A 20,270-nucleotide genomic window follows, 5' to 3' on the forward strand; every position below is an offset into this window, starting at 1 on the left:
TGTCACTCCTAAGACTGCACGTAGTTCGCCGAATTGTGCTTCTTCAGCACCTCGTCGAAGCGGCGGGCAAAGGCATCGTCGGCCAGCTTCTTGCGGCGCTGGATGTCGGCAGTGGCGACCATGTTCTTCTCGTGCATCTCGAGCAGGTCGCCGATGTGCTTTTGCGAGGCGGCACCGATGCCGGCCATGGTTTCCTCGGCGGTGTTGTCGACCTGGCTGCCCAGCGTGTTGATCTTGTGGGCGACGTCCTGCTGGGCGGCGGTCTTCAGCGAATCTTCGAGCGCCTTGTAGAGGACGATGCGTTGCTCGGTGTCGATGGTCAGCTTGTTGATCAGCGTCGACTGCGCGGCGATCTGGTTGTTGAGCGAATCGACGAAGGTCTGGAACATCGAGGTGTAGCGCTCGAGCGTCTGGCTCTCGGCCAGCAGCTCCTGTTCCTTGGCCTGCTTTTCATTGTATTCCGTCGCCAGCTTGGAGCGCTCGCCTTCGAGCTGCGTGCGCTCCTTCTGGCTGGTCGAAGCGGCGATCTTGTTTTCGATGTCGAGCAGCATCGGGTTGAGTTCCTCGATGCGCTTCTGCACGGCTTCGAGGTTGGTCATGGTGGTCTTACGGCGCTCGATGACCTGTGACAGGCTGGTCTCGGAGGTCTTGTAGCGCTGGTCGAGGACCCCTTTCTGCGCCTTCAGGATGCCGACGATGGTGTCGGACTTGACCAGCAGTTCCTGCAGATTGCCGGCCAGCGACATGTTGCGGACGCGGTCGGTGCGCATGCGCTGCTTGCTCTGGCTGGAGAAGACGCCGATGAATTTTTCCCAGCCGGTGTAGTTCTTCATGCTCTCGAACTCGGCGCCGAAGACGTTGGTGGCGTCCTCCAGCCCGATGATCAGGTCGGCGATGTTGCCTTCCATCACCTTCTGCTGCTTCAGCACATCCTCGATGCGGGCGTTCTCGATGTCGAAATTGGCGTCGCCGATCTTCTTGTCGGCGGTGGCGAGCGTATCAAGCACGGTGCCGGACTGCTCGATCTTGGTGCGCATGTCCTGCACGACCTGCTTGGTCTTGGCAATTTCGGCGTCGAAATTCTGCAATGTCGCCATTGGGGCCTCCCGCTTCGGCATCACGTCGCTGGTCGCGAACAGCGGCGAATATATGTGGGGCATCCGGGGATTGAAAGACGCAAGACAAGACCCGCCCCGAAAACAAAATATTCGGTCACGGTCTTGAAAGGCAATGGAGGCGAGGTCATGGCGTGATTAGCCTGCCGGCCAGGCTTGGTTCAACTGCCATTGAACTTCTAAGCCGCAAAACGACGGCGAACGGATGCCTTTGTATTTGGCAAGCCAATGCAGCAATAGCGGCCGCGACATGCGAGGCGGAAGCCGGCTTTACAGCGGCGTGCGCGGCGGATCAGGGCTTGGGATCGGCCTTCAGATAGGCGATGACATTGGCGATGTCGTCGTCCTTGGTCAGGCCGGCAAACGCCATCTTGTTGCCGGGCACTTTCAGCTTGGGAGCCTTGAGATACTCGGCGAGATTGGCTTCATCCCAGACCAGGCCGGCGGCACCGGCACTCTTCATCGCCTCGGAGTAGTGACCAAGAAAACTCTCGGCGCTACCGGCGGTGCGACCGACGACGCCCGACAGATGCGGGCCGACCTTGTCGCGGTCGGTGGCTGCTTCGTGGCAGGCGATGCACCGGTTGAAGACCTTCTTGCCAAGGGCCGGGTCACCGCCGGCATGGGCGGCAAGTGAGGTGGCAAGGAGAAGAATGCTGGCGGACGAAGCGGCTCGAAACATGGCTGACCCCGGAGAGCTCTGGCTGGGGCCTTATAGTGCCGAGGCCTTAACAAACGCTGCATCGCGGCGCGATCGCGGTAGGTGTCGATCGGGCTGCACCGGGCCCGGGCAAGGTCGCCGGGGCCGTCAGCCCTTGATAAAGCCGATGAAGTCGTCGGGTGCGGCGCGGCCCATCTCTTCCTCCCAGTGGCGACGGCAGAGCGAGACATAAACGTCCTTGCCGATCGCCACCTGCTCGCCCTGGCGCGCCACCTTGCCGTCAGGTCCAAGGCGCACCACCATCGTCGCCTTGCGGCCACAGCGGCAGATGGTGCGCACTTCGCGCAAATCGTCGGCGATGGCCAGCAGCGCACGAGAACCGGAGAACAGATTGCCCTGGAAATCGGTGCGCAAGCCGTAACACATGACCGGGATGTTCAGCCGGTCGGCAATGCGGGCGAGCTGCCAGACCTGCTCCTCTTCGAGAAACTGCGCCTCGTCGACAAAGACGCAATGCACCGATGTATGCGCGTGATGATCGGCGACGCGGGCGAACAGGTCGTCGCCATCGCGGAACATGTCGGCTTCCGTCTCCAGGCCGATGCGCGACGAGATCAGGCCGGTATCGCCCTTGCGGTAATGGCCGGCGACGAACAGCATCGTGCGCATGCCGCGCTCGCGATAATTGTACGACGCCTGCAACAGCATCGTGGTCTTGCCGGCGTTCATCGTTGCATAGTGGAAGTAGAGCTTGGCCATGCCGTCCTTTACGGTCTGTTGATATTCAGGTGATGCCGGCCTGCAAATGGCGGTTCCTGCGCTTCCGGTGCTCACGTACCCGAAAGTACGCTCCGCTCCGGTTCTCGGAGCCCACCATTTTCGGCGCGGCCTGACCTGAATCTAAACAGACCTTAAGCCGACTTGGTGTCGTGCGGGGAGGGGCCACGGCAGCCTTTCTACGAAAAAGCCGCCTCGCTCCTGAAAAAACTGTCCGGCAAGACAAAAGCGTCAGCCGTGTCGCTGATTGGCCAGTCCGCGCCGTTGATCGTGATTGCCTTAACGCTTGAAACCGCACCAGAATGGTGTTTGGCTGACGAAACAAGGCGGGCAGAGAAACCGCAGCTGCGCTTCGCCAAAGAATCACAATGGGAGAATACCTATGTCGCGTATGAACTCTTTCGTCGCCGGCCTCGGCCTGGCGGCTTTTTTGTCCACGAGCGCTGCATTCGCCGGTGATCCGGCGAGCTGCAAGGCGGTGCGTCTTTCCGATGTCGGCTGGACCGACATCCAGGCGACGACCGGCATCGCTTCCGTGCTGCTGACCGCACTCGGCTACGAGCCGCAGGTGATCCAGCTATCGGTGCCGGTGACCTATGCGTCTCTGAAAAACAAGGACCTCGACGTCTTCCTCGGCAACTGGATGCCGTCGATGACCAACGACATCAAGGACTACACCGCCGACGGCTCGGTCGAGACCATCAGCGAAAACCTCAGCGGCGCCGGCTACGGCATCGTCGTGCCGACCTATGTGGCGGACGCCGGCGTCAAGACGCTGACCGACCTCGGCAAGTTCAAGGACAAGTTCGACGGCAAGATCTACGGCATCGAGGCCGGCAACGATGGCAACCGCATCATCCTCGACATGATCAAAAACCCGAAGGACAATCTCGAAGGCTTCGAACTGGTCGAATCCTCGGAAGCCGGCATGCTGACGCAGGCCGAACAGTCGATGAAGAACAATGAGTGGATCGCGTTCCTCGGCTGGACGCCGCATCCGGTGATGGGCGCCATGAAGATCACCTATCTCGACGGCATGGGCGACAGCGGCTTCGGCGCCGCCACCGTGCATACCAATGTGCGCAAGGGATATACCACCGAGTGCCCGAATGCCGGCAAGTTCATCGCCAACCTGAAGTTCAATCTCGATATGGAAGGCGAGATGATGGACGCGATCCTCAAGGGCAGCGACGCCAACACGGCCGCGACCGACTGGCTGAAGAAGCATCCGGACGCGGTCGCTCCGTGGATTGCCGGCGTGACCACTTTCGATGGCGGCGACGCGGCTGCGGCGGTGAAGACCGCGCTCGGGAGCTGAGCCGACTTTGAATCCGACATGACGCGAGTGAGGGCAGCCATCTAGAAAAGGCTGCCCTTTTTTATATCCTGTGACAAGATGACTGTCCGGCAAGGACGGCGGCTGCCAAAGAGGGGCTAGATGGATCCGATTTCAAAATTCTTTGTCAGTTATAAAATTCCCATCGGCGAATGGGGCAAAGCGTTCTTCACCTTCCTCACCGACAATTTCAACACCTTCTTCCGCGGCCTCTCAGGCGGCCTGAATTTCCTGCTCGACGGCGTGGTCGACACGCTGCTGCTGATACCGCCCGTCCTTCTCATCGCCCTGATTGCGCTGCTTGCCTATTATCTGCAGCGATCGAGAGGCCTGGCAGTGGCGGTTTTTCTCGGATTGCTGTTCATCCTCAACCAGAATCTCTGGAAGCAGACCGTGGAGACGCTGGTGCTGGTGGTTGCCGCTGCCGCCGCCTCGATGGCCATCGGTGTGCCACTCGGTATCTGGGCGGCTCACAAGCCGAAGGTCTACCGCATCATGCTGCCGGTGCTCGACCTGATGCAAACGTTGCCGACCTTCGTCTATCTGATCCCGGTGCTGACGCTGTTCGGCCTTGGCAACGCGCCCGGTCTCATCGTCACCATCATCTTCGTCATCCCGACATCGGTTCGTCTCACGCATCTGGGCGTCGTCTCGGTGCCGAAGTCGATCGTCGAGGCAGGCGAGGCGTTCGGCGCCACCAAGAGCCAGTTGCTCTGGAAGGTGGAGCTGCCCTCGGCCCTGCCGACCATCATGGCCGGTCTCACCCAGTCGATTATGCTGTCGCTGTCGATGGTGGTGTTCGCGGCTCTCATCGGTGCCGGCGGCCTCGGCACCGAGATCAACCGGGCGCTTGGTTCGCGCAAGATCGACCTCGGCCTTGAAGCCGGCCTGGCCATCGTCGTGCTGGCCATCGTGCTCGACCGCATGACGCGCATCGGCGTTGGAGGCAAGAAATGACCGTCGCCGTCGATTTCAGGAACGTCGATATCGTCTTCGGCGCCGACCAGGCCGGATCGTTGGCGATGATCGACGCCGGCGCCAGCCGCGCCGATATCCTCGAAAAAACCGGTAATGTGCTCGGCTGTGCCGGCGCCAGCCTGACCATCAACGAGGGCGAGATCTCGGTGCTGATGGGCCTGTCCGGTTCGGGCAAGTCGACATTGCTGCGGGCGGTCAATCGGCTCAACGTGGTGTCGCGCGGCCAGGTCCTGGTCAAGGATGGCGACAAGACCGTCGATGTCGTCACTTGCGATGAGGCGACCTTGCGGCGCCTGCGCCAGAAACAGGTGGCGATGGTGTTCCAGCAGTTCGGCCTGCTGCCGTGGCGCACGGTGGAGGAGAATGTCGGCCTCGGCCTTGAACTCGCCGGCGTGCCGGAGCTAGAGCGCAAGGAACGGGTGCAACGCCAGCTCAAGCTGGTCAATCTCGACCAGTGGTCGAAGAAATACGCGCACGAGCTTTCGGGCGGCATGCAGCAGCGCGTCGGCTTGGCCCGTGCCTTCGCCACCGAGGCGCCGATCCTTCTGATGGATGAGCCGTTCTCGGCGCTCGACCCGCTGATCCGCACCAAGCTGCAGGACGAGCTGCTGCAATTGCAGGCCGAGCTGAAGAAGACCATCATCTTCGTCAGCCACGACCTCGAGGAGGCGCTGAAGATCGGCAGCCACATCACCATCATGGAAGGCGGTCGCATCGTGCAGACCGGGGCGCCGGAGGACATCGTGCTGCGGCCCGCCAACGACTATGTCCGCGACTTCATCGCCAATGTGAACCCGCTGTCGGTGCTGACCGCCTGGAACGTCATGCGCGACCGCCGCGACCTGGAACATGGCGACAATGGCTGGGTGTGGCTCGACCGGCGCAAAACGACGCGCTTCAAGATCGATGAGCACGGGCTGGTGGCGGCGGCCGAACGCGACGGCAAGCCGGCGGTCTGGGTGTCGTGCGCCGATCTCGAAGGGCAGCCGGAGGAAGCGGCGCAAGTGTTCTGGGCCAACCCCGGCACCTCGCTGAAAACAGTGATGCTGGCCATGCACCGCTCGCAGACAGCACCCGTGGCACTGTTCGATGATCAATCGCGCTTTGTCGGCGCGATCGGCATCCGCGACGTGCTGAGTGCGGTCCTGCGGCGGTAGGAGCCGCGAGAACTCCAGGACCGTCGGCTATGAGGGAAAGGCGCTTTGGAACGGATTTGGGGTTGGCTGTCTAAACCGCGGACCGCGCAAACGGCGCTCGGGGTACTGCTTGTGATTGCGATGCGATCGATCCTGGAGTTTTTCAGGATCGGCGGTGCGACCGGCACGCAACTGACTGCAAATCAGCTCTTTTATATCGAAGGGACGCTCGCGGCGATCAGTGCCGCGTTGGCGGTTCTTGCCCTGCATGCGTTCGAGCGGCATGGTTTGGCGACCCTCTCCAGCGCAGCGGCAATCGTTGCCCTGCTTGCATGGAAGATCGCCGTCATCCATTGAAAACGGGAACACATCGCTTGTCCTCGCGCCGACCTTGATATCTCGCTGCCGGCCTCCCGGGTTTCCGCGTATGCCGGTCCAAAGCCGCGCCTTGCGAGGTCGGCACTTTGGGCTGCGTCAGGCCGCCAATGGCAGGCGCAGTTGCGTCAGCAGACCGCCGCCCGGGTTGTTGGACAGGCTGACCTCACCGCCAGCGGCGCGTGCGATGTTACGGGCAATGGTCAGGCCGAGCCCGAGACCGCCGGTCTGGCGGTTGCGGGATTGTTCGAGGCGCACGAAAGAGCCGAACACGGCGTCGATCTGCGCCTGAGGTATGCCCGGTCCTTCATCGCGGATGGTGAGCAGGATCGTGTTTTGCGACAGGCGCAGGGAGAGATGCGCCTTCTTGCCGTAAGTGACCGCGTTCTGGAGCAGATTGGTGACGCAGCGCTTGAGCGCGACCGGCCGCGCCATGCAGACGAGGCCGCGTGAACGGGTATCGTCGTCGAACGAGACGTCGTCATAGCTGTCGGCGATCGACTCCACGAGCGACCAGAAATCGATGCGCTCGTTCTTCTCCTCGGTCACCTCGAAGGTGGCGAAGTCGATCACCGAGCTGGCAATGCTCTCGACATCGGCGAGATCGTGCGCCAGCGCCTCGCGAACCGCCGATTTGCGCAACAGCTCCAGGCGCAGCCGCATCCGCGTCATCGGCGTGCGCAGATCGTGCGCCAGCGCCGCCGCCAGATGTTCGCGGTCCTCGACATATTCGCGCAGCCGGGCCTGCATGGCGTTGATCGCCTTGGCGGCGGCACGCACCTCGCGGCTACCGCCTTCGGCGATCGGCGGGCTCTTCAGATCCTTGCCGATCCGGTTCACGGCGGTTTCCATCATCCGGTAGGGCGCCGTCAGCCGGCGTAGCGACCAGATCGACATGATCACCACCAGTCCGGCGATCAGCGAATAGAGCGGCAGGCTGTCGAAGCTCAGTATCGGGCCGACAGGCGTGATCGGCTCGGTGAAGTTCAGCCATTGGCCGTCGGCGAACCGCAACGACGCCGTCAGCTTGTCACTCTGGGCGAAGTCGGCGGCCAGCACCAGAAGGTCGCGTTCCACCTGGCCGATATCGGGCCCTGGCGCCGTGCCGTCGGCGTCGTCGGCCTCGCGCGTCGCCGGGTCGCGCCGCACGCGCGCATCGGTGATGCCGAACTTCGACAGCCGGCCGACGAGGATGTCTTCGAGTTCCGCCAGTTCGTCGTCGCTTGCGATCGACGAGGTGACCGCCGGCGTGTCCGAGACAGTGAGCGCGTAGGTGGAGTTGAACAGACCGGTCGCCGTCGCCTTGCGTTCCTCCGGCGTGGCGTCATGCATCAGCTGCACCAGCGAGAAGGCGCGGTCGTTGAGGCGGTAGAGGTCGACCACGCCATTGGCTACGGCGCGGTCGCGCGACACGATGTAGAGGGTCGCGACCTGGCTGATCAGCAGGCCGGCAATGACGATCAGCAGCACCCAGACAGGCAAGGTCTGCGGCAGGAAACGTCTCATTCGGAGGTCGTCTCGGGCAGGAACTGGTAGCCGCCGCTGCGCACGGTCAGGATCAGCTTGGGCGTTTTCGGGTCGTCTTCCATCTTGCGCCGCAACCGGCTGACGAGGATGTCGACGCTGCGGTCGAAGGAGTAGTCGCTGTCGCCGCCGGAGAGTTCGATGAGCTGGTCGCGGGTCAGCACGCGCTGCGCGCTTTTGACAAAGGTCTGCAGCAGGTTGAATTCGGCCATGGTCAGCTCGACCCTGATATCGTCGGGAGCGATCAGCCGGCGGCGCGAGCAGTCCATCGTCCAGCCGGCAAAGCGGTAGATCTGCCTGGTGGTTGCGCGCTTGGGCTCGGCGCCGCCATTACGCCGCAGCACGGCGCGGATGCGCGCCAAAAGCTCGCGCGGATCGAAGGGTTTGGGCACATAGTCGTCGGCGCCCATTTCCAGGCCGACGACGCGGTCGGTGGTCTCGGTGACGGCGGTCAGCATGATGATCGGCGTCGAATACTGGGCGCGCAGGTCGCGGCACAGCTCCAGCCCGCTCTTGCCGGGCAGCATCACGTCGAGAACGATGAGATCCACCTGCGCGCGGCGCAGGATAGTCTCCATCTCGATGCCATCGGCGGCAACCGAGGTGTGCAGGCCCCGCTTCTGGAAGAATTCCTGCAGCAGGTCGCGGATGCCCTTGTCGTCGTCGACGATCAGTATGTGCGCGTCGGATTTCACTTGAGCCCTGTCATTGTTGATTGCCAAGCCCTTCTGTCGCAACCCACACGATAGAATTCAGGCCATATGTTGGCCAGTGGTGATGATGGGTTCACACCGGCTCTCTCAGACACAATCCAGAAACAAAATTCTACAGTTCAGAAAAACTCCTGAAAAATTTCAAGGGCATAACTGATCTCGTGGCGGTCAGGTCATCGGCTGCGACGCTAGTCTCCGGGTTTACGGATAAACCGATGCCAAGGTTGTCGATCAGTTTGTTGGGTGCGTTGCTGGGCCTTGGCCTGGTCACTGCCGCTGTCGGACAATCGGACGCAAAGGTGACGCTCACCACCCGGAGCGAACGGTGCGCCAATCTCAGCCACCAATTCGATGAAGCCCTCGAAACCCATGCCACGGCAACGCAGGTCACCGCGGCAAAGGCACTTCAGAGAAAGGGTAACCGGTACTGCGCCGCCAAGAAACAGGCACAGGGCATCCGGATGCTCGCCAATGCTTTGAAGCTGCTTGGAGTGACACCGAACGACCCGGTCCAGTGACACTCGAAAACTCGACCCGCATGAAAAGGAAATGAAGCCATGAAAAAGTCCATCCTCTCCGCAACCGGTCTCGCCGTCGCTCTCGCTTTCGCAATGCCGGCTCTCGGCAACGCCGCTGCCACCACGACCGCTGCTCCGGCGGCTTCGACGACCACTGCTCCGGCTACCGCCGCTCCGGCCAAGGCTGCTCCGAAGAAGGTCGTCAAGAAGACCGTCAAGAAGCACAAGAAGGCTGCCGAGAAGGCCGTCAAGAAGGACGCCCCGAAGACGTAATCAGGTCCGGCATAAAATGCTAACCTGTTGACCAAGGCCGCTCCAGTCGGTTTCGGCTGGAGCGGCCTTCTTCCTGTCCAAGCCGTTGAGAAAGCCTGATATCGGCGATCAATCGGACTGATGGGATCGATCGATATCTGGCCGAAGTCTGGCACCGGAAGCTTCCGCCTCGACTGACACTTAACCCGTTTGCAACGCCGGCGGTGTAAGACAATCCGCATGAAGAAGCGGCTTTCGTCCATTCTGCGCTCGATGGTGCTCGGCGGCCTGGTGGCCACCGGGGTCGCCAGGGTGCTGATCCTGTTCACCGCCAGCCCGGTGCCCGATCCGGCCAGCGGACGCACCGAGCCTTCGCTGTTTGCGCCGGCGATTTCCACCAATTGGGACTACATCACGCCGGCGCAGACCTGGTTGCTGATCGTGCTGACCGGCGCGACGCTGATCTGCGTCGTCGCCTGGCCGATCACAGCCTGGCTGGAACGCCGGGCGGATGCCGGGGGAAACCGCTTCCGGCCCGACAGGCCTAGCCGCCGCGTGTTCAGCCGCCAGGGCCGTTGAACGGCGACCGACGGTTTCCCACATAGTAGCTGGCCGCGCCCACCGGATACCGGTTGGCGCGTCGATCAAAATGGACGGCCGCTTTTCCCGGTGCCAGAATGGCGGCCACGTCGCTTACGCAAATTGCCGGTTCCAATGCCTGAAATCACCACAAAACCGCGTGTCCAGGTCAAGCCGCAGGTCGAACGGCCGAAGCTCTACAAGGTCATCCTCATCAATGACGATTTCACACCGCGCGAATTCGTGGTGACGGTGCTGAAGGGCGAGTTCAAGCTCAGCGAAGACCAGGCGCACCGGGTGATGATCACCGCGCATCGGCGCGGTGTCTGCGTCGTCGCCGTCTTCACCAAGGATGTCGCCGAGACCAAGGCGACGCGGGCCACCGACGCCGGCAAGGCCAAGGGCTATCCGCTGATGTTCACGACGGAGCCGGAAGAGTAGGGCGGGGGTAGTCTTTAACGCTGACAATTGGCGAAACCATCCGCGACAGCATCTTTCTCCCCGTCACTATACGGGGAGAAATGTCCGGCAGGACAATGAGGGGCGGCGCCGGGGGTGACAACAGTTCATTTGCGCGATCGCCAATCACTTCAGGCTGGAGCTGCCCCTCATCCGCCCTTCGGGCACCTTCTCCCCGTGAACGGGGAGAAGGAAAAAGGTGGCGCTACCGTCCCTCGCGGTACCACATCGAACCCATCGCCAGAAGCAGCAGGCCGAGGCCGAGGAAGCCGCCGAAAAGCGGCACGCGCGAGACGGCCTTGAGCACGCTGTCGTCCGTGGTGCGCAGGCCGATCCAGTCGCTGCCGGACGCGGCGCCGGCCGAGCGCACCGGCACAATGGAGGGCAGCGTCACATCGCTGCCAAGGGCCGTGGATGACGCCAGCCGGCGCACGCTGCCGCCGGTGGCTTCCGCCGGCGCCTTCAGCCGGTTTTCGGTGGAGATGACATCGGCGAACTCCGGTGCGTTGACCGGTCCGACATGGGCGAGCGCGGTCAGGTCGCCATTGGCGACCTGATAGAGGCCGATCTCGCTTGTCTCGACACTGCCGAGGAAGACGCCGGGCTCGGATTTCGCGAGCTTGACGGTCAAGGTCTTGCCGGACGGGGTGATGATCTGGGCGGGGCCGGGGTCGTCGGCCATCGTCTGGCGACGGATTTCCAGCACCATGCCGCGACCGTCGGCGGTCAGCCGCTCCTCCTCGAGTTCGGGCTCCTTCATCAGCCAGTGCGCGATGCGCCGATAGAGCTGGACATGCGGGCCGCCACCTTCGAAGCCGCGCGCCCACAGCCAGCCCTGATCGGACAGAAGCATGCCTACGCGGCCTTCACCCTTGCGGTCGAGCAACAGAAGGGGCCGGTTGTCGGCGCCCTTCATCACCACCTCGCCTTCCGGGTTCTGCACGCCGATGGTGCGGAACCAGCGGCTCCAGCGCGGCGGCTCGGCGGCCGAGCCATCCAGCCCACGTGTCACCGGATGGCGCTGGCCAAGATCGGTGAGACGTGGATAGAAGGCCTTATCTACAACCTCACCGGTCGGCATCGCCGGCAGGGCCGACATCAGCGGCGTGCGCGCGATCGAGCTTTCGCCGGCATATTCGGGGCCAGCCGCGATCAGCAGCGCGCCGCCCTTTTCGACATATTCGGAGATGTAGTCGTAATAGAGAATCGGCAGCACGTCGCGGTGCTGGTAGCGGTCGAAGATGATGAGGTCGAAATCCTTGATCTTCTCGACGAACAGCTCGCGGGTCGGGAAGGCGATCAGCGACAATTCGTTGATCGGCGTGCCGTCCTGCTTTTCCGGTGGCCGCAGAATGGTGAAATGCACGAGATCGACCGAGGCGTCGGATTTCAACAGATTGCGCCAGGTGCGCTCGCCGGCATGCGGCTCGCCGGAGACGAGCAGCACACGCAGGTTCTCGCGGATACCGTCGATGAGCGCGATGGCGCGGTTGTTGGTGTCGGTCAGTTCGCCCGGCTCGCGGTCGATGGCGAGTTCGACGATGTTGCGGCCGGCACCGGGAATGGTCACTTGCAGCGGCATGGCCTGGCCGACGGCGGCATGCTCGACCGCGACCTGCTCGCCATTGACCGAGACGCGCACGTCGACCGGACCGGTCTCCTTCTCGGTCGAGATGACGCGGTAGGTCATGTCGAGCGGCTTGCCGACAAGGCCGAAGCGCGGCGCGTTCTCGAAGCGGATGCGGCGATCCTTCTCGTGGTCGTTGCCGGTGACCAGGGCATGCAGCGGGGCGTTGAAATCGGGGACGCCCGGGGGGGCGTCATGCACCTCGCCATCGGTGATCATGATGGCGCCGCCGATGCGCGAGGGAGGCACGTCGCGGAAGGCGCCCTCGAGCGCGCCGAATAGCCGCGTTTCGGTGCGCTCTTCGGCGGCTTCGGATTTACCCGCCTCGACGACGCGCACGTCGAACTGCTTGAAGCGGCCAAGACGCTGCTGCAGCCCCGCCAGCGCCTCGTCGGTTTGTTTGGTGCGGTCGCCGATATCCTGGCTCTGGCTGCGGTCGACAACGAGGGCGACAACGCTTTTCAGTGGCTCGCGCTCCTCGTTGAGGAACACCGGGTTGAACAGGGCGGCGGCGAGCGCCATCAAAGCGATGAAGCGAAAGACCGAGCCGCGCTGGCGAAACCACAGGCCAACGAGCCCCAGCAGCGCCAGCGGCACCAGCGCCAAGACCAGCCAGGGCCAGGAGATCAGCGGTTCGAAGGAGATAGACCAGTTCATTCCTTACCCTCCCATTTGGGAGGGTCGATCCGCGGAGGTGCAATAAAAGACATCATCTTACTGCCCCAGCCGTTCGAGCAGTATCGGCACATGCACCTGGTCGGATTTGTAGTTGCCGGTCAGCATGTACATCATGATGTTGACGCCGGCGCGCAGCGCGTAGATGCGCTGCATCGGGTCCGCCGGCACGGTCGGCAGCAGCGGGTCGCCATTCTCGTCGACCGCCCAGGCGCCGGCGAAATCATTGGCGGTGATCATGATCGGCGAGACGCCGTCGCCGGTCCGCACCGGCCGGTTCTCGGCGTTGCTGGCGTCGAGCGAGGCCTCGACCCACAATGGACCGCCGGCGAAGCGGCCGGGAAATTCGGGCAGAATGAAGAAGGATTTGGTCAGCACGTGGTCCGACGGCACCGGCTCCAGCGGCGGCACGTTGAGGCTGCCGAGGATGTCGCGCAGCCGCTCCGTCGCCGGGCTGGTTGAATCGGCGCCGATGCCGTTGGCGAACTGGTCGCGCGTATCGAACAGCACCGTGCCGCCTTGCTGCATATAGGCGTCGATGCGGGCGATCGCGGCCTGGCTCGGCATCGGCGCGGCCGGATCGATCGGCCAGTAGATCAGCGGGTAGAACGACAGTTCGTCCTTCGAGATGTCGACGCCGGCCGGCTCGCCCGGTTCCAGTGCCGTCTTCTCGACCAGGAAGCGGGTCAGGCCTTCGAGCCCGGCGCGGCTGATCGAATCGTCGCCCGGCACGCCGGTCAGCACATAGGCGATGCGGGTCTTCGAAATCGCCTCTATTGCAACCTCGTCGCCCGGCTTGGCGTCATCGGCGCGGGCAAGATCGGCATGGCCGAACAAGCCACCGAGCGCAATCAGGATCGCCGCGGTCGTTGTTACGGCACCGGCGCGGCGCGGCCGGCGGGTAAACAGGCCGCCTATCCAGAACACCGCCAGCGTGTCGAGCAGCATCAGCACCAGGGCAGCCGCGACCAGCGCGCCTTTCAAATTGCGCGATTCGTCAAAGGCATACTGGATCGAGGTCACCGGGACCGTGATTTGCGGGCGCGCCAGGGGCGCAAACGTGCTGTCGGCTTCAAGCAGATTGTGGGCAAACACACCCGTCTCGGAACCATAGAGCCCGGGCGGGTTCTCGAAGGTCACTGGCAACGCGCCGGCGCCCGGAACCAGCGGCCGCGCGTCCGGCGTCGGCGGCACCAGCGAGCCGTCGGCCGCAATCATGCGATAGGGCGCCAGCGAGGTGGCGGCGGCTTCGGCATTGGCGATCGCCGCGCCCTGGTTGCGCGACAGTTGCACGATGCGGCGCAGCATCTCGACGAAGCTGCCCGAGATCGGCAGGTTCGACCAGGTCGCCTCGGGCGTGACATGGAACAGCACCAGCGTGCCCTTGCCCTTCTTCAGCCCGGTGACCAGCGGCGTGCCGTCGGCAAGCGCGGCCCAGGTGCGCTCGACGATGTCGGGCGTCGGCTCGGCCAGCACCTGCCTGCTGACGGTGACCTCGGTCGGCGGGGCAAGATCGGCGAACGGGCCGGCCTTGGGGAATTCGGTGACCGGCTGCGGCGACGTCCATGACAGCGCGCCGCCAAGCGAACGTTCGCCGGTGCGCAGGCGGACCGGCAGCAGATCGTCGTCATTGCCGGAGGCGGCTAGCCGCGAACCGGCGAAACGCACCAGCGTGCCGCCATTGTCGACCCAGTCGACCAGTCTTTGCCGGACCTGTGCGGGAATGGTGCCGATGTCGGCCATGATGATCATCGCCGGCTTCTGGTCGAGGATCTGCGGGATGGCGTCGGCGAGGTCGGCGCTGGAGGGTTCGACCAGATCGGCGAAGGGCTGCAGCGCGCGCCTGATGTAGTAGAGCGGCGACAAAAGCGGCTGCGCCTGGTCGGCCTCGGCCTGCGACAACAGTCCGACGCGGCGGCGCTTGGAGCTTTCATCGAGGACGCGCACCGCGCCGGCCTGGCGCTCGCCGTCGAGCGCGATCGAGGCGAAGTCGTTGCGCAGCTCGAACGGCACCGCCATGGTGCCGTTGGCGGTGGTTTCGCCCGGCGAGAAGGTCAGCGTCGCATCGGCGATGCGGCGACCCTTATCGTCGAAGGCGCCGGCGGTGACCTGCGCCGGGGCAGGATCGCCCGGCGCGCGAATGGCGGTCAGCGCAAAGCCGTCGACCTGGTTGTCGGCGGCGGTCAGGCCGGTCAGCGACAGCCTGTCGGCGGTTGCCCAAACGACACGGGCGGCATTTTTCGACAAAAGCGTGTTGAAGGCGGCTTCGTCGCCTTTTGCCGCAAGGCCGTCGGCAAGCACGGCGACACTGGCGCCGGGCAAGGTCTCCAGCACGCCGGCGACGCGGGCATAGACGGCGGGCCGGTCGGTCGGGATCGGCCGCGGCTTGGCGGCGCGCAGCCGGTCGAGCGCGGCGGCGGCATCGAACGGGCCGATCTCCGCATTGGCTTTTTCCGCGGTGAAGGCGATGACGACAGGCACGCCGTTCGAGCCGGCATCGGCGATCAGCCGCTCGGCGGTGGCGACGCGCTTGCCCCAATCGGCGGCACTTGCCCAGTCATTGTCGATGACCAGGGCCAGGGCAGCACCCTCGGCCGGCAGCTTTTCGCGCGGGTTGAAGACCGGATCGGCCAATGCGGCGACTATGAGCGCCGCCATCAGCAGCCTGAGCAGCGTCAGCCACCACGGGCTCTGCTGCGGCGTCTCCTCGCGCTTCAGAACGCGCGCCAGGATCTTCAGCGGCGGGAAGATCTCGGTCTGCGGCTTGGGCGGTGTCAGCCGCAACAGCCACCAGATCACCGGCAGCGCCAGCAGGCCCCACAGCACCATGGGGGCGCCAAAGGAGAGCGGCAGCCAGCTCATGCGACGGCCTTTCCGGCACGACCGCCACCAGCGGTCGGCCCGACAGAGGGGCCATCGGCGGTCATCGCCATGTGCAGGCGCACCAGCGCATCGGACGCCAGCCGATCGGTGTGGTTGAGGGTAAAGCTCCAGCCGAGGCGCTTGCACCAGGCGGCCAATTCGTGACGGCGAGCGGTGTAGAGCAGGCGATACTCATCGCCCAGCATTTCGGCGCGGCCGGCGGTCAGCTTGTCGCCGGTCTCGGGGTCGGTGAATTCGGTGCGGCCGGCATAGGGGAAGGTTTCCTCGGCCGGGTCGGCAACCTCGATCAGATGAGCGCGCACGCCGTGGCGGGCTAGAACGTCGAGCCAGGCCATCGTCTCCTCGACGGGATCGAGGAAGTCGCTGACAATGACGATGTCGCAGAAGCGGCGGATGTCGGAAAGATCGGGTTTTGCCGGCAAATCGCCGGCATGCATGAGCTGGGCGGCGATGCGCTCGGCGCCGTTGCGGGCGGTAAACGGATCGGTAAGGCCGGGCCAGGCGATGCGCTCGCCGCTGCGCGACAACAATTCGGCCATGGCCAGCGCCAGCACCAGCGCGCGCGATTGCTTGGAAACGCTGGCGCCGGTCGATTTATAGAGCATCGACGGCGAGGGGTCGGCCCACAGCCAGACCGTATGGGCGGCTTCCCATTCGCGGTCGCGCACATAGGTATGATCGTCGCGCGCCGAGCGGCGCCAGTCGATGCGTGAGGAATCGCCTTCGACATAGGGCCGGAACTGCCAGAAATTCTCGCCGATGCCGCGCTTGCGGCGGCCGTGCCAGCCGGCGATCACCGTGTTGACGATGCGCCGCGCCTCGACCAGCAGGTCCGGAACCAGCGAAGCCCGCAACCGGCCACGGGCGAGCGCGTCGCGCGTCGCTGCCGGAGCCTGGACCTCGCCAATACGCGCCATCAGATACCTTTGGCCAGTTTCGCCACCACGTCGCGCACGCTGGTGCCTTCGGCACGGGCGGCGAAGGTCAGCGCCATGCGGTGCTGCAGCACCGGCTCGGCCAGCGCGCGGACATCGTCGATCGACGGTGCCAGCCGTCCATCGTAGAGCGCGCGCGCCCTTGTGCACAGCATCAGTGCCTGGCTGGCGCGTGGGCCGGGGCCCCAGGCGACGTGCTTGTCGGTCTCGGCATTGCCTTGGCCCGGACGCGCCGAGCGCACCAGCGTCAGGATCGCCTCGACGACGCTTTCGGGCACCGGCATGCGGCGGATGAGTGTCTGGATTTCCTTCAGCCGCGCCGGCTGCAATACGTTCTGGGCTTTGGCGTCCTCGACGCCGGTCGTTTCCAGCAGAATGCGGCGCTCGGCCTCGATTTCGGGATAGAGGATATCGACCTGCATCAGAAAGCGGTCGAGCTGGGCCTCGGGCAGCGGATAGGTGCCTTCCTGCTCCAGCGGGTTCTGCGTCGCCAGCACGTGGAAAGGCGCCGGCAGGTCGTAGCGGCCGCCGGCAATGGTGACGTGGTACTCCTGCATCGCCTGCAGCAGCGCAGACTGGGTGCGCGGCGATGCGCGGTTGATCTCGTCGGCCATGAGCAGCTGGGCGAAGATCGGGCCGGAAATGAAGCGGAAGGAGCGCTTGCCGGTCTCGTCCTGCTCCATCACCTCGGAGCCAAGGATATCGGACGGCATCAGGTCGGGGGTGAACTGGATGCGGCGCGAATTGAGGCCGAGCACGATGCCCAGAGTTTCGACCAGCTTGGTCTTGGCGAGGCCCGGCACGCCGACCAGCAGCGCATGGCCGCCGGCCAGCAGCGCCACCAGCGTGCGCTCGACGACGCTCTCCTGGCCGAAAATGACCCGGCCGACCCCGTCGCGGATCCTGGAGATGTCGGCCAGCGCCTTCTCGGCCTCGGCGATCATGTCCGTTTCGCTGATCGGGCTTTCCTTGACCATTACGCTCATGCCGCATCGATCCTTGTGGTTGGAAATACCTGCCTGCAGCATACCATGACTGCCGCGATTCGGCCTCGCCTGGTGTCCGCATTAGAATTTAAATCACAGACTTAGGCTGACAAGCGGAACAACAGTGACTATTTCGTGACCATGACGGGACCCTTGGAACATCGTGAAGAAAGCCTGACGACCGCCACCGAGGCGCGCGGTCTCGAGGCGCTGATCTCCCGCGCGGCCCGCGCCGGCAAGGGTGCGGCACCCGTCGAGCGCTGGAATCCCGACTTCTGCGGCGATCTCGACATGGAGATCAGGGCCGACGGCACCTGGTTCTATCTGGGCACGCCGATCGGGCGCATGCCGCTGGTGCAGCTTTTCTCCTCGGTGCTGCGCAAGGATGCCGACGGCAGGACCTATCTGGTGACACCGGTGGAGCGGGTCGGCATCCGCGTCGCCGATGCGCCGTTCATTGCCGTCGAAATGGATGTTTCTGGCGACGGCGATGCGCAGGTCATCACCTTCCGAACCAATGTCGGCGACGTCGTCGAGGCCGGGCCGGAGCGGCCGCTGCGTTTCGTCGACGAGAACGGGACTGGCGGGCTGAAGCCCTATGTGCTGGTGCGCGGCCGGCTGGAGGCCTTGGTGGCGCGGCCGGTGATGTATGAGTTGGTCGGCCATGGCGAGGAGGTCGAGATCGGCGGCAAGACCATGTTCGCGGTGCGCTCGAAAAAGGCTGTGTTCCCAATCATGCCGGCGGATCAGTTGAAGCGGCTGAGCGCGTGATGGACCAGGTGTCTCCGACGCCTTTCTCATCCGCGGATTTTCGCGCGCGATTTGCCGCGCAGCCGGATGCGCATGCCGGCGACGACTATGGCGACCATCGCTTCAACCCCGATCACCCACGCCTCAACCAGGGCAAGGCGCTGCGCGACGCCGCGGTGCTGATCCCGGTGGTCGATCATGAGGGCGATGCGACGGTTCTTTTGACCAAACGGGCCGAAAAGCTGCGCAACCATTCGGGGCAGGTGGCCTTTCCCGGCGGCACCATCGATCCGGCCGATCCAAGCCCGGAGGCGGCGGCGCTGCGCGAGACCTTCGAGGAGATCGGCCTTGGCCAGGATGGCATCGAGGTCATCGGCCGCATGCCAGACTATGTCGCCGGCAGCGGCTACCGCATCGCGCCGGTGCTCGGCATCGTGCGGCCGGGTTTCCAGCTGACGCTCAACGCCGACGAGGTCGATGCCGCCTTCGAAGTGCCGCTGCGCTTCCTGATGGACCCGGCCAATCACAAGCGCGACAGCCGCATATGGAACGATCTCGAATGGTTCTTCTACGACATGCCCTATGGCGACCGGCGCATCTGGGGCGTCACCGCCGGCATCATCCGTACCCTCTATGAAAGGCTCTATGCGTGAGTGTCACGATCGCGGGCAGGGCCGACTGGCTCGGCGACAAGCATCTGCAGCGCCTGTTGGCCGCACTGAGCGAGGGCGATGAAGAGGCGCGTGTCGCGGGCGGCGCCGTGCGCAACACGCTGATGGGCCAGCCGGTCGCCGACATCGACATCGCCACCACGTGTTTGCCTGGGGAAACCGTTCGTCGCGCCGAGGCGGCAGGTTTCAAGGCGGTGCCGACCGGCATCGAGCACGGCACGATCACGGTTGTCGCCGGCGGCAAGCCCTATGAGGTCACCACGTTGCGAGCCGACATCGAGACTGACGGGCGACGGGCCAAAGTGTCGTTCGGGCGCGACTGGAAGCTTGACGCCGAGCGGCGCGATTTCACCATCAACGCGCTCTATGCCGAAGCCGATGGCCGGGTTGTCGACCTGGTCGGCGGCATTGCCGACATCGAGGCACGCCGGCTGCGCTTCATCGGCGATGCGGAAGCGCGCATCCGTGAGGACTATCTGCGCATCCTTCGTTTCTTCCGCTTCTTCGCCTGGTATGGCGATGGCCGGCCCGATGCCGATGGGTTGAAAGCCTGTGCCCGGCTGAAGGAAGGTCTTGCACAGCTTTCGGCCGAGCGCATCTGGTCTGAATTGAAGAAGCTTTTGTCGGCGCCTGATCCCTCACGGGCGCTGCTCTGGATGCGGCAGGCTGGCGTCTTGACCGCCGCGCTGCCGGCGAGCGAGAAATGGGGCATCGATGCCATCCATGGGCTGACCAAGGCCGAGAAGGAACTGGGCTGGGCGCCCGACCCGCTGCTGCGGCTGGAAGCGATCGTGCCGCCGGATGCCGCACGCATGAAGACACTCGCCGAGCGGCTCAGATTTTCGATCGCCGAAGCGGATCGCCTGCGCCACTGGGCGCTTGCCACCGCTGTCGAGCCGAAGACGACCGAGGGCGAACTGGCGAAAAGGCTCTATCGCGGCCATCGGCAGGGATTTGTCGACCGCTTGCGCCTGTCGCTGGCTGCCGCCCGTGTGCGTGCTGTTGACGACAATGACGCGCTGCTTGAAGCCGGCGGCTTCTCGCGCCTGCTGGCCTTCGCGCTCAAATGGGAAAAACCGATGTTCCCGCTGAAAGGCGCCGATCTGACGGCGCGCGGCGCAACGCCAGGACCGAAGCTGGGCGAAATCCTCAAGAACCTCGAGGCGGAATGGATCGAAGCGGGATTTGCGCCCGATCGCGCCGCACTGCTTGATCGCGCCGCGAAGGCACTGGAGAGCTAGCCCGGATATCTCACACTGTCTTTTGGCGTAGGTCTGAAGCGGGGATTTTGCGAGCGCGTGAGTTGCAGGCAAGGGCTGT

Annotated in this window: 20 protein-coding genes; 11 read left to right on the forward strand and 9 right to left on the reverse strand. The window is 64.3% G+C overall.

Annotated features, from left to right (window positions below; all coding sequences use genetic code 11):
• Positions 1-8: 8 nt before the first annotated feature.
• The 3 genes from NKH19_RS19220 to NKH19_RS19230 all read right to left on the reverse strand — a co-directional run bounded on the left by NKH19_RS19220 (position 9) and on the right by NKH19_RS19230 (position 2,535).
• Complete coding sequence (locus NKH19_RS19220; protein ID WP_352866031.1) at positions 9-1,097, reverse strand: hypothetical protein; 1,089 nt, start codon at positions 1,095-1,097, stop codon at positions 9-11.
• A gap of 310 nt (positions 1,098-1,407) precedes the next feature.
• Positions 1,408-1,797: a c-type cytochrome gene (locus NKH19_RS19225; protein ID WP_352866033.1), complete on the reverse strand. Its 390-nt coding sequence runs from the start codon at positions 1,795-1,797 to the stop codon at positions 1,408-1,410.
• A 126-nt stretch (positions 1,798-1,923) separates the two neighbouring features.
• Positions 1,924-2,535, reverse strand: a complete 612-nt coding sequence (locus tag NKH19_RS19230) for a thymidine kinase (RefSeq protein ID WP_352866036.1) — start codon at positions 2,533-2,535, stop codon at positions 1,924-1,926.
• A gap of 400 nt (positions 2,536-2,935) precedes the next feature.
• On the opposite strand from NKH19_RS19230, the gene NKH19_RS19235 reads away from it, so the two are divergent.
• The 4 genes from NKH19_RS19235 (at position 2,936) to NKH19_RS19250 (ending at position 6,360) form a co-directional block, all read left to right on the forward strand.
• Positions 2,936-3,871: a choline ABC transporter substrate-binding protein gene (locus NKH19_RS19235; RefSeq protein ID WP_352866039.1), complete on the forward strand. Its 936-nt coding sequence runs from the start codon at positions 2,936-2,938 to the stop codon at positions 3,869-3,871.
• A 120-nt stretch (positions 3,872-3,991) separates the two neighbouring features.
• Complete coding sequence (gene choW / locus NKH19_RS19240) at positions 3,992-4,846, forward strand: choline ABC transporter permease subunit (RefSeq protein WP_352866042.1); 855 nt, start codon at positions 3,992-3,994, stop codon at positions 4,844-4,846.
• On the forward strand, positions 4,843-6,024 hold the full coding sequence (gene choV / locus NKH19_RS19245) for a choline ABC transporter ATP-binding protein (protein ID WP_352866044.1): 1,182 nt from the start codon (positions 4,843-4,845) through the stop codon (positions 6,022-6,024). The genes choW and choV overlap by 4 nt, the downstream gene beginning before the upstream one ends.
• 45 nt (positions 6,025-6,069) lie before the next feature.
• Complete coding sequence (locus NKH19_RS19250) at positions 6,070-6,360, forward strand: hypothetical protein (RefSeq protein WP_352866047.1); 291 nt, start codon at positions 6,070-6,072, stop codon at positions 6,358-6,360.
• A 117-nt stretch (positions 6,361-6,477) separates the two neighbouring features.
• Here NKH19_RS19250 and NKH19_RS19255 read toward each other — a convergent pair whose 3' ends face one another.
• Positions 6,478-7,884: an ATP-binding protein gene (locus NKH19_RS19255; protein ID WP_352866049.1), complete on the reverse strand. Its 1,407-nt coding sequence runs from the start codon at positions 7,882-7,884 to the stop codon at positions 6,478-6,480.
• Positions 7,881-8,597: a response regulator gene (locus tag NKH19_RS19260; RefSeq protein ID WP_352866051.1), complete on the reverse strand. Its 717-nt coding sequence runs from the start codon at positions 8,595-8,597 to the stop codon at positions 7,881-7,883. The genes NKH19_RS19255 and NKH19_RS19260 overlap by 4 nt, the downstream gene beginning before the upstream one ends.
• A 233-nt stretch (positions 8,598-8,830) precedes the next feature.
• Here NKH19_RS19260 and NKH19_RS19265 point away from each other — a divergent pair, with 233 nt between their 5' ends.
• From NKH19_RS19265 to clpS, 4 genes are all read left to right on the forward strand, one after another.
• The gene (locus NKH19_RS19265; protein ID WP_136615919.1) at positions 8,831-9,133 is read left to right on the forward strand and encodes a hypothetical protein; all 303 of its coding nucleotides are present in this window, start codon (positions 8,831-8,833) and stop codon (positions 9,131-9,133) included.
• Positions 9,134-9,172: 39 nt separating this feature from the next.
• Positions 9,173-9,406 (forward strand): hypothetical protein, encoded by a 234-nt coding sequence (locus tag NKH19_RS19270; RefSeq protein ID WP_013529962.1) that lies wholly within the window; start codon positions 9,173-9,175, stop codon positions 9,404-9,406.
• A 219-nt stretch (positions 9,407-9,625) separates the two neighbouring features.
• Positions 9,626-9,964 carry a hypothetical protein gene (locus NKH19_RS19275; RefSeq protein WP_352866054.1) on the forward strand — a complete coding sequence of 113 codons (339 nt, stop codon included), beginning with the start codon at positions 9,626-9,628 and terminating at the stop codon, positions 9,962-9,964.
• 135 nt (positions 9,965-10,099) lie between these two features.
• Positions 10,100-10,405 (forward strand): ATP-dependent Clp protease adapter ClpS, encoded by a 306-nt coding sequence (gene clpS, locus NKH19_RS19280; RefSeq protein WP_027039419.1) that lies wholly within the window; start codon positions 10,100-10,102, stop codon positions 10,403-10,405.
• A gap of 223 nt (positions 10,406-10,628) precedes the next feature.
• Here clpS and NKH19_RS19285 read toward each other — a convergent pair whose 3' ends face one another.
• From NKH19_RS19285 to NKH19_RS19300, 4 genes are read right to left on the reverse strand one after another with little or no spacing between them, the layout of a single operon-like run.
• Complete coding sequence (locus NKH19_RS19285; RefSeq protein ID WP_352866056.1) at positions 10,629-12,707, reverse strand: hypothetical protein; 2,079 nt, start codon at positions 12,705-12,707, stop codon at positions 10,629-10,631.
• A gap of 57 nt (positions 12,708-12,764) precedes the next feature.
• On the reverse strand, positions 12,765-15,587 hold the full coding sequence (locus NKH19_RS19290) for a DUF4159 domain-containing protein (RefSeq protein WP_352982635.1): 2,823 nt from the start codon (positions 15,585-15,587) through the stop codon (positions 12,765-12,767).
• Positions 15,584-16,525: a DUF58 domain-containing protein gene (locus NKH19_RS19295; protein ID WP_352866060.1), complete on the reverse strand. Its 942-nt coding sequence runs from the start codon at positions 16,523-16,525 to the stop codon at positions 15,584-15,586. The genes NKH19_RS19290 and NKH19_RS19295 overlap by 4 nt, the downstream gene beginning before the upstream one ends.
• Positions 16,525-17,529: an AAA family ATPase gene (locus NKH19_RS19300; RefSeq protein WP_352866062.1), complete on the reverse strand. Its 1,005-nt coding sequence runs from the start codon at positions 17,527-17,529 to the stop codon at positions 16,525-16,527. Before NKH19_RS19300 ends, NKH19_RS19295 begins: the two co-directional genes overlap by 1 nt.
• Before the next feature lie 141 nt (positions 17,530-17,670).
• Between NKH19_RS19300 and NKH19_RS19305 the strand changes: the two genes are divergently transcribed.
• From NKH19_RS19305 to NKH19_RS19315, 3 genes are read left to right on the forward strand one after another with little or no spacing between them, the layout of a single operon-like run.
• Positions 17,671-18,300, forward strand: coding sequence for a DUF1285 domain-containing protein (locus NKH19_RS19305; protein ID WP_352866065.1), 630 nt, complete (start codon positions 17,671-17,673; stop codon positions 18,298-18,300).
• Positions 18,300-18,932 (forward strand): CoA pyrophosphatase, encoded by a 633-nt coding sequence (locus NKH19_RS19310; protein WP_352866067.1) that lies wholly within the window; start codon positions 18,300-18,302, stop codon positions 18,930-18,932. Before NKH19_RS19305 ends, NKH19_RS19310 begins: the two co-directional genes overlap by 1 nt.
• Positions 18,929-20,191 carry a CCA tRNA nucleotidyltransferase gene (locus tag NKH19_RS19315; protein WP_352866069.1) on the forward strand — a complete coding sequence of 421 codons (1,263 nt, stop codon included), beginning with the start codon at positions 18,929-18,931 and terminating at the stop codon, positions 20,189-20,191. The genes NKH19_RS19310 and NKH19_RS19315 overlap by 4 nt, the downstream gene beginning before the upstream one ends.
• The last annotated feature ends 79 nt before the right edge of the window (positions 20,192-20,270 follow it).

This window comes from Mesorhizobium sp. M1338 (assembly GCF_040318045.1).
Lineage (GTDB): Bacteria > Pseudomonadota > Alphaproteobacteria > Rhizobiales > Rhizobiaceae > Mesorhizobium.

Excerpts from the sequence above, each read along its gene's own strand:
- NKH19_RS19220 (WP_352866031.1), bottom strand. The coding sequence starts at position 1,097 with ATGGCGACATTGCAGAATTTCGACGCCGAAATTGCCAAGACCAAGCAG.
- NKH19_RS19225 (WP_352866033.1), bottom strand. The coding sequence starts at position 1,797 with ATGTTTCGAGCCGCTTCGTCCGCCAGCATTCTTCTCCTTGCCACCTCA.
- NKH19_RS19230 (WP_352866036.1), bottom strand. The coding sequence starts at position 2,535 with ATGGCCAAGCTCTACTTCCACTATGCAACGATGAACGCCGGCAAGACC.
- NKH19_RS19235 (WP_352866039.1), top strand. The coding sequence starts at position 2,936 with ATGTCGCGTATGAACTCTTTCGTCGCCGGCCTCGGCCTGGCGGCTTTT.
- choW (WP_352866042.1), top strand. The coding sequence starts at position 3,992 with ATGGATCCGATTTCAAAATTCTTTGTCAGTTATAAAATTCCCATCGGC.
- choV (WP_352866044.1), top strand. The coding sequence starts at position 4,843 with ATGACCGTCGCCGTCGATTTCAGGAACGTCGATATCGTCTTCGGCGCC.
- NKH19_RS19255 (WP_352866049.1), bottom strand. The coding sequence starts at position 7,884 with ATGAGACGTTTCCTGCCGCAGACCTTGCCTGTCTGGGTGCTGCTGATC.
- NKH19_RS19265 (WP_136615919.1), top strand. The coding sequence starts at position 8,831 with ATGCCAAGGTTGTCGATCAGTTTGTTGGGTGCGTTGCTGGGCCTTGGC.
- NKH19_RS19270 (WP_013529962.1), top strand. The coding sequence starts at position 9,173 with ATGAAAAAGTCCATCCTCTCCGCAACCGGTCTCGCCGTCGCTCTCGCT.
- NKH19_RS19275 (WP_352866054.1), top strand. The coding sequence starts at position 9,626 with ATGAAGAAGCGGCTTTCGTCCATTCTGCGCTCGATGGTGCTCGGCGGC.
- clpS (WP_027039419.1), top strand. The coding sequence starts at position 10,100 with ATGCCTGAAATCACCACAAAACCGCGTGTCCAGGTCAAGCCGCAGGTC.
- NKH19_RS19285 (WP_352866056.1), bottom strand. The coding sequence starts at position 12,707 with ATGAACTGGTCTATCTCCTTCGAACCGCTGATCTCCTGGCCCTGGCTG.
- NKH19_RS19290 (WP_352982635.1), bottom strand. The coding sequence starts at position 15,587 with ATGAGCTGGCTGCCGCTCTCCTTTGGCGCCCCCATGGTGCTGTGGGGC.
- NKH19_RS19295 (WP_352866060.1), bottom strand. The coding sequence starts at position 16,525 with ATGGCGCGTATTGGCGAGGTCCAGGCTCCGGCAGCGACGCGCGACGCG.
- NKH19_RS19300 (WP_352866062.1), bottom strand. The coding sequence starts at position 17,529 with ATGAGCGTAATGGTCAAGGAAAGCCCGATCAGCGAAACGGACATGATC.
- NKH19_RS19305 (WP_352866065.1), top strand. The coding sequence starts at position 17,671 with ATGACGGGACCCTTGGAACATCGTGAAGAAAGCCTGACGACCGCCACC.
- NKH19_RS19310 (WP_352866067.1), top strand. The coding sequence starts at position 18,300 with ATGGACCAGGTGTCTCCGACGCCTTTCTCATCCGCGGATTTTCGCGCG.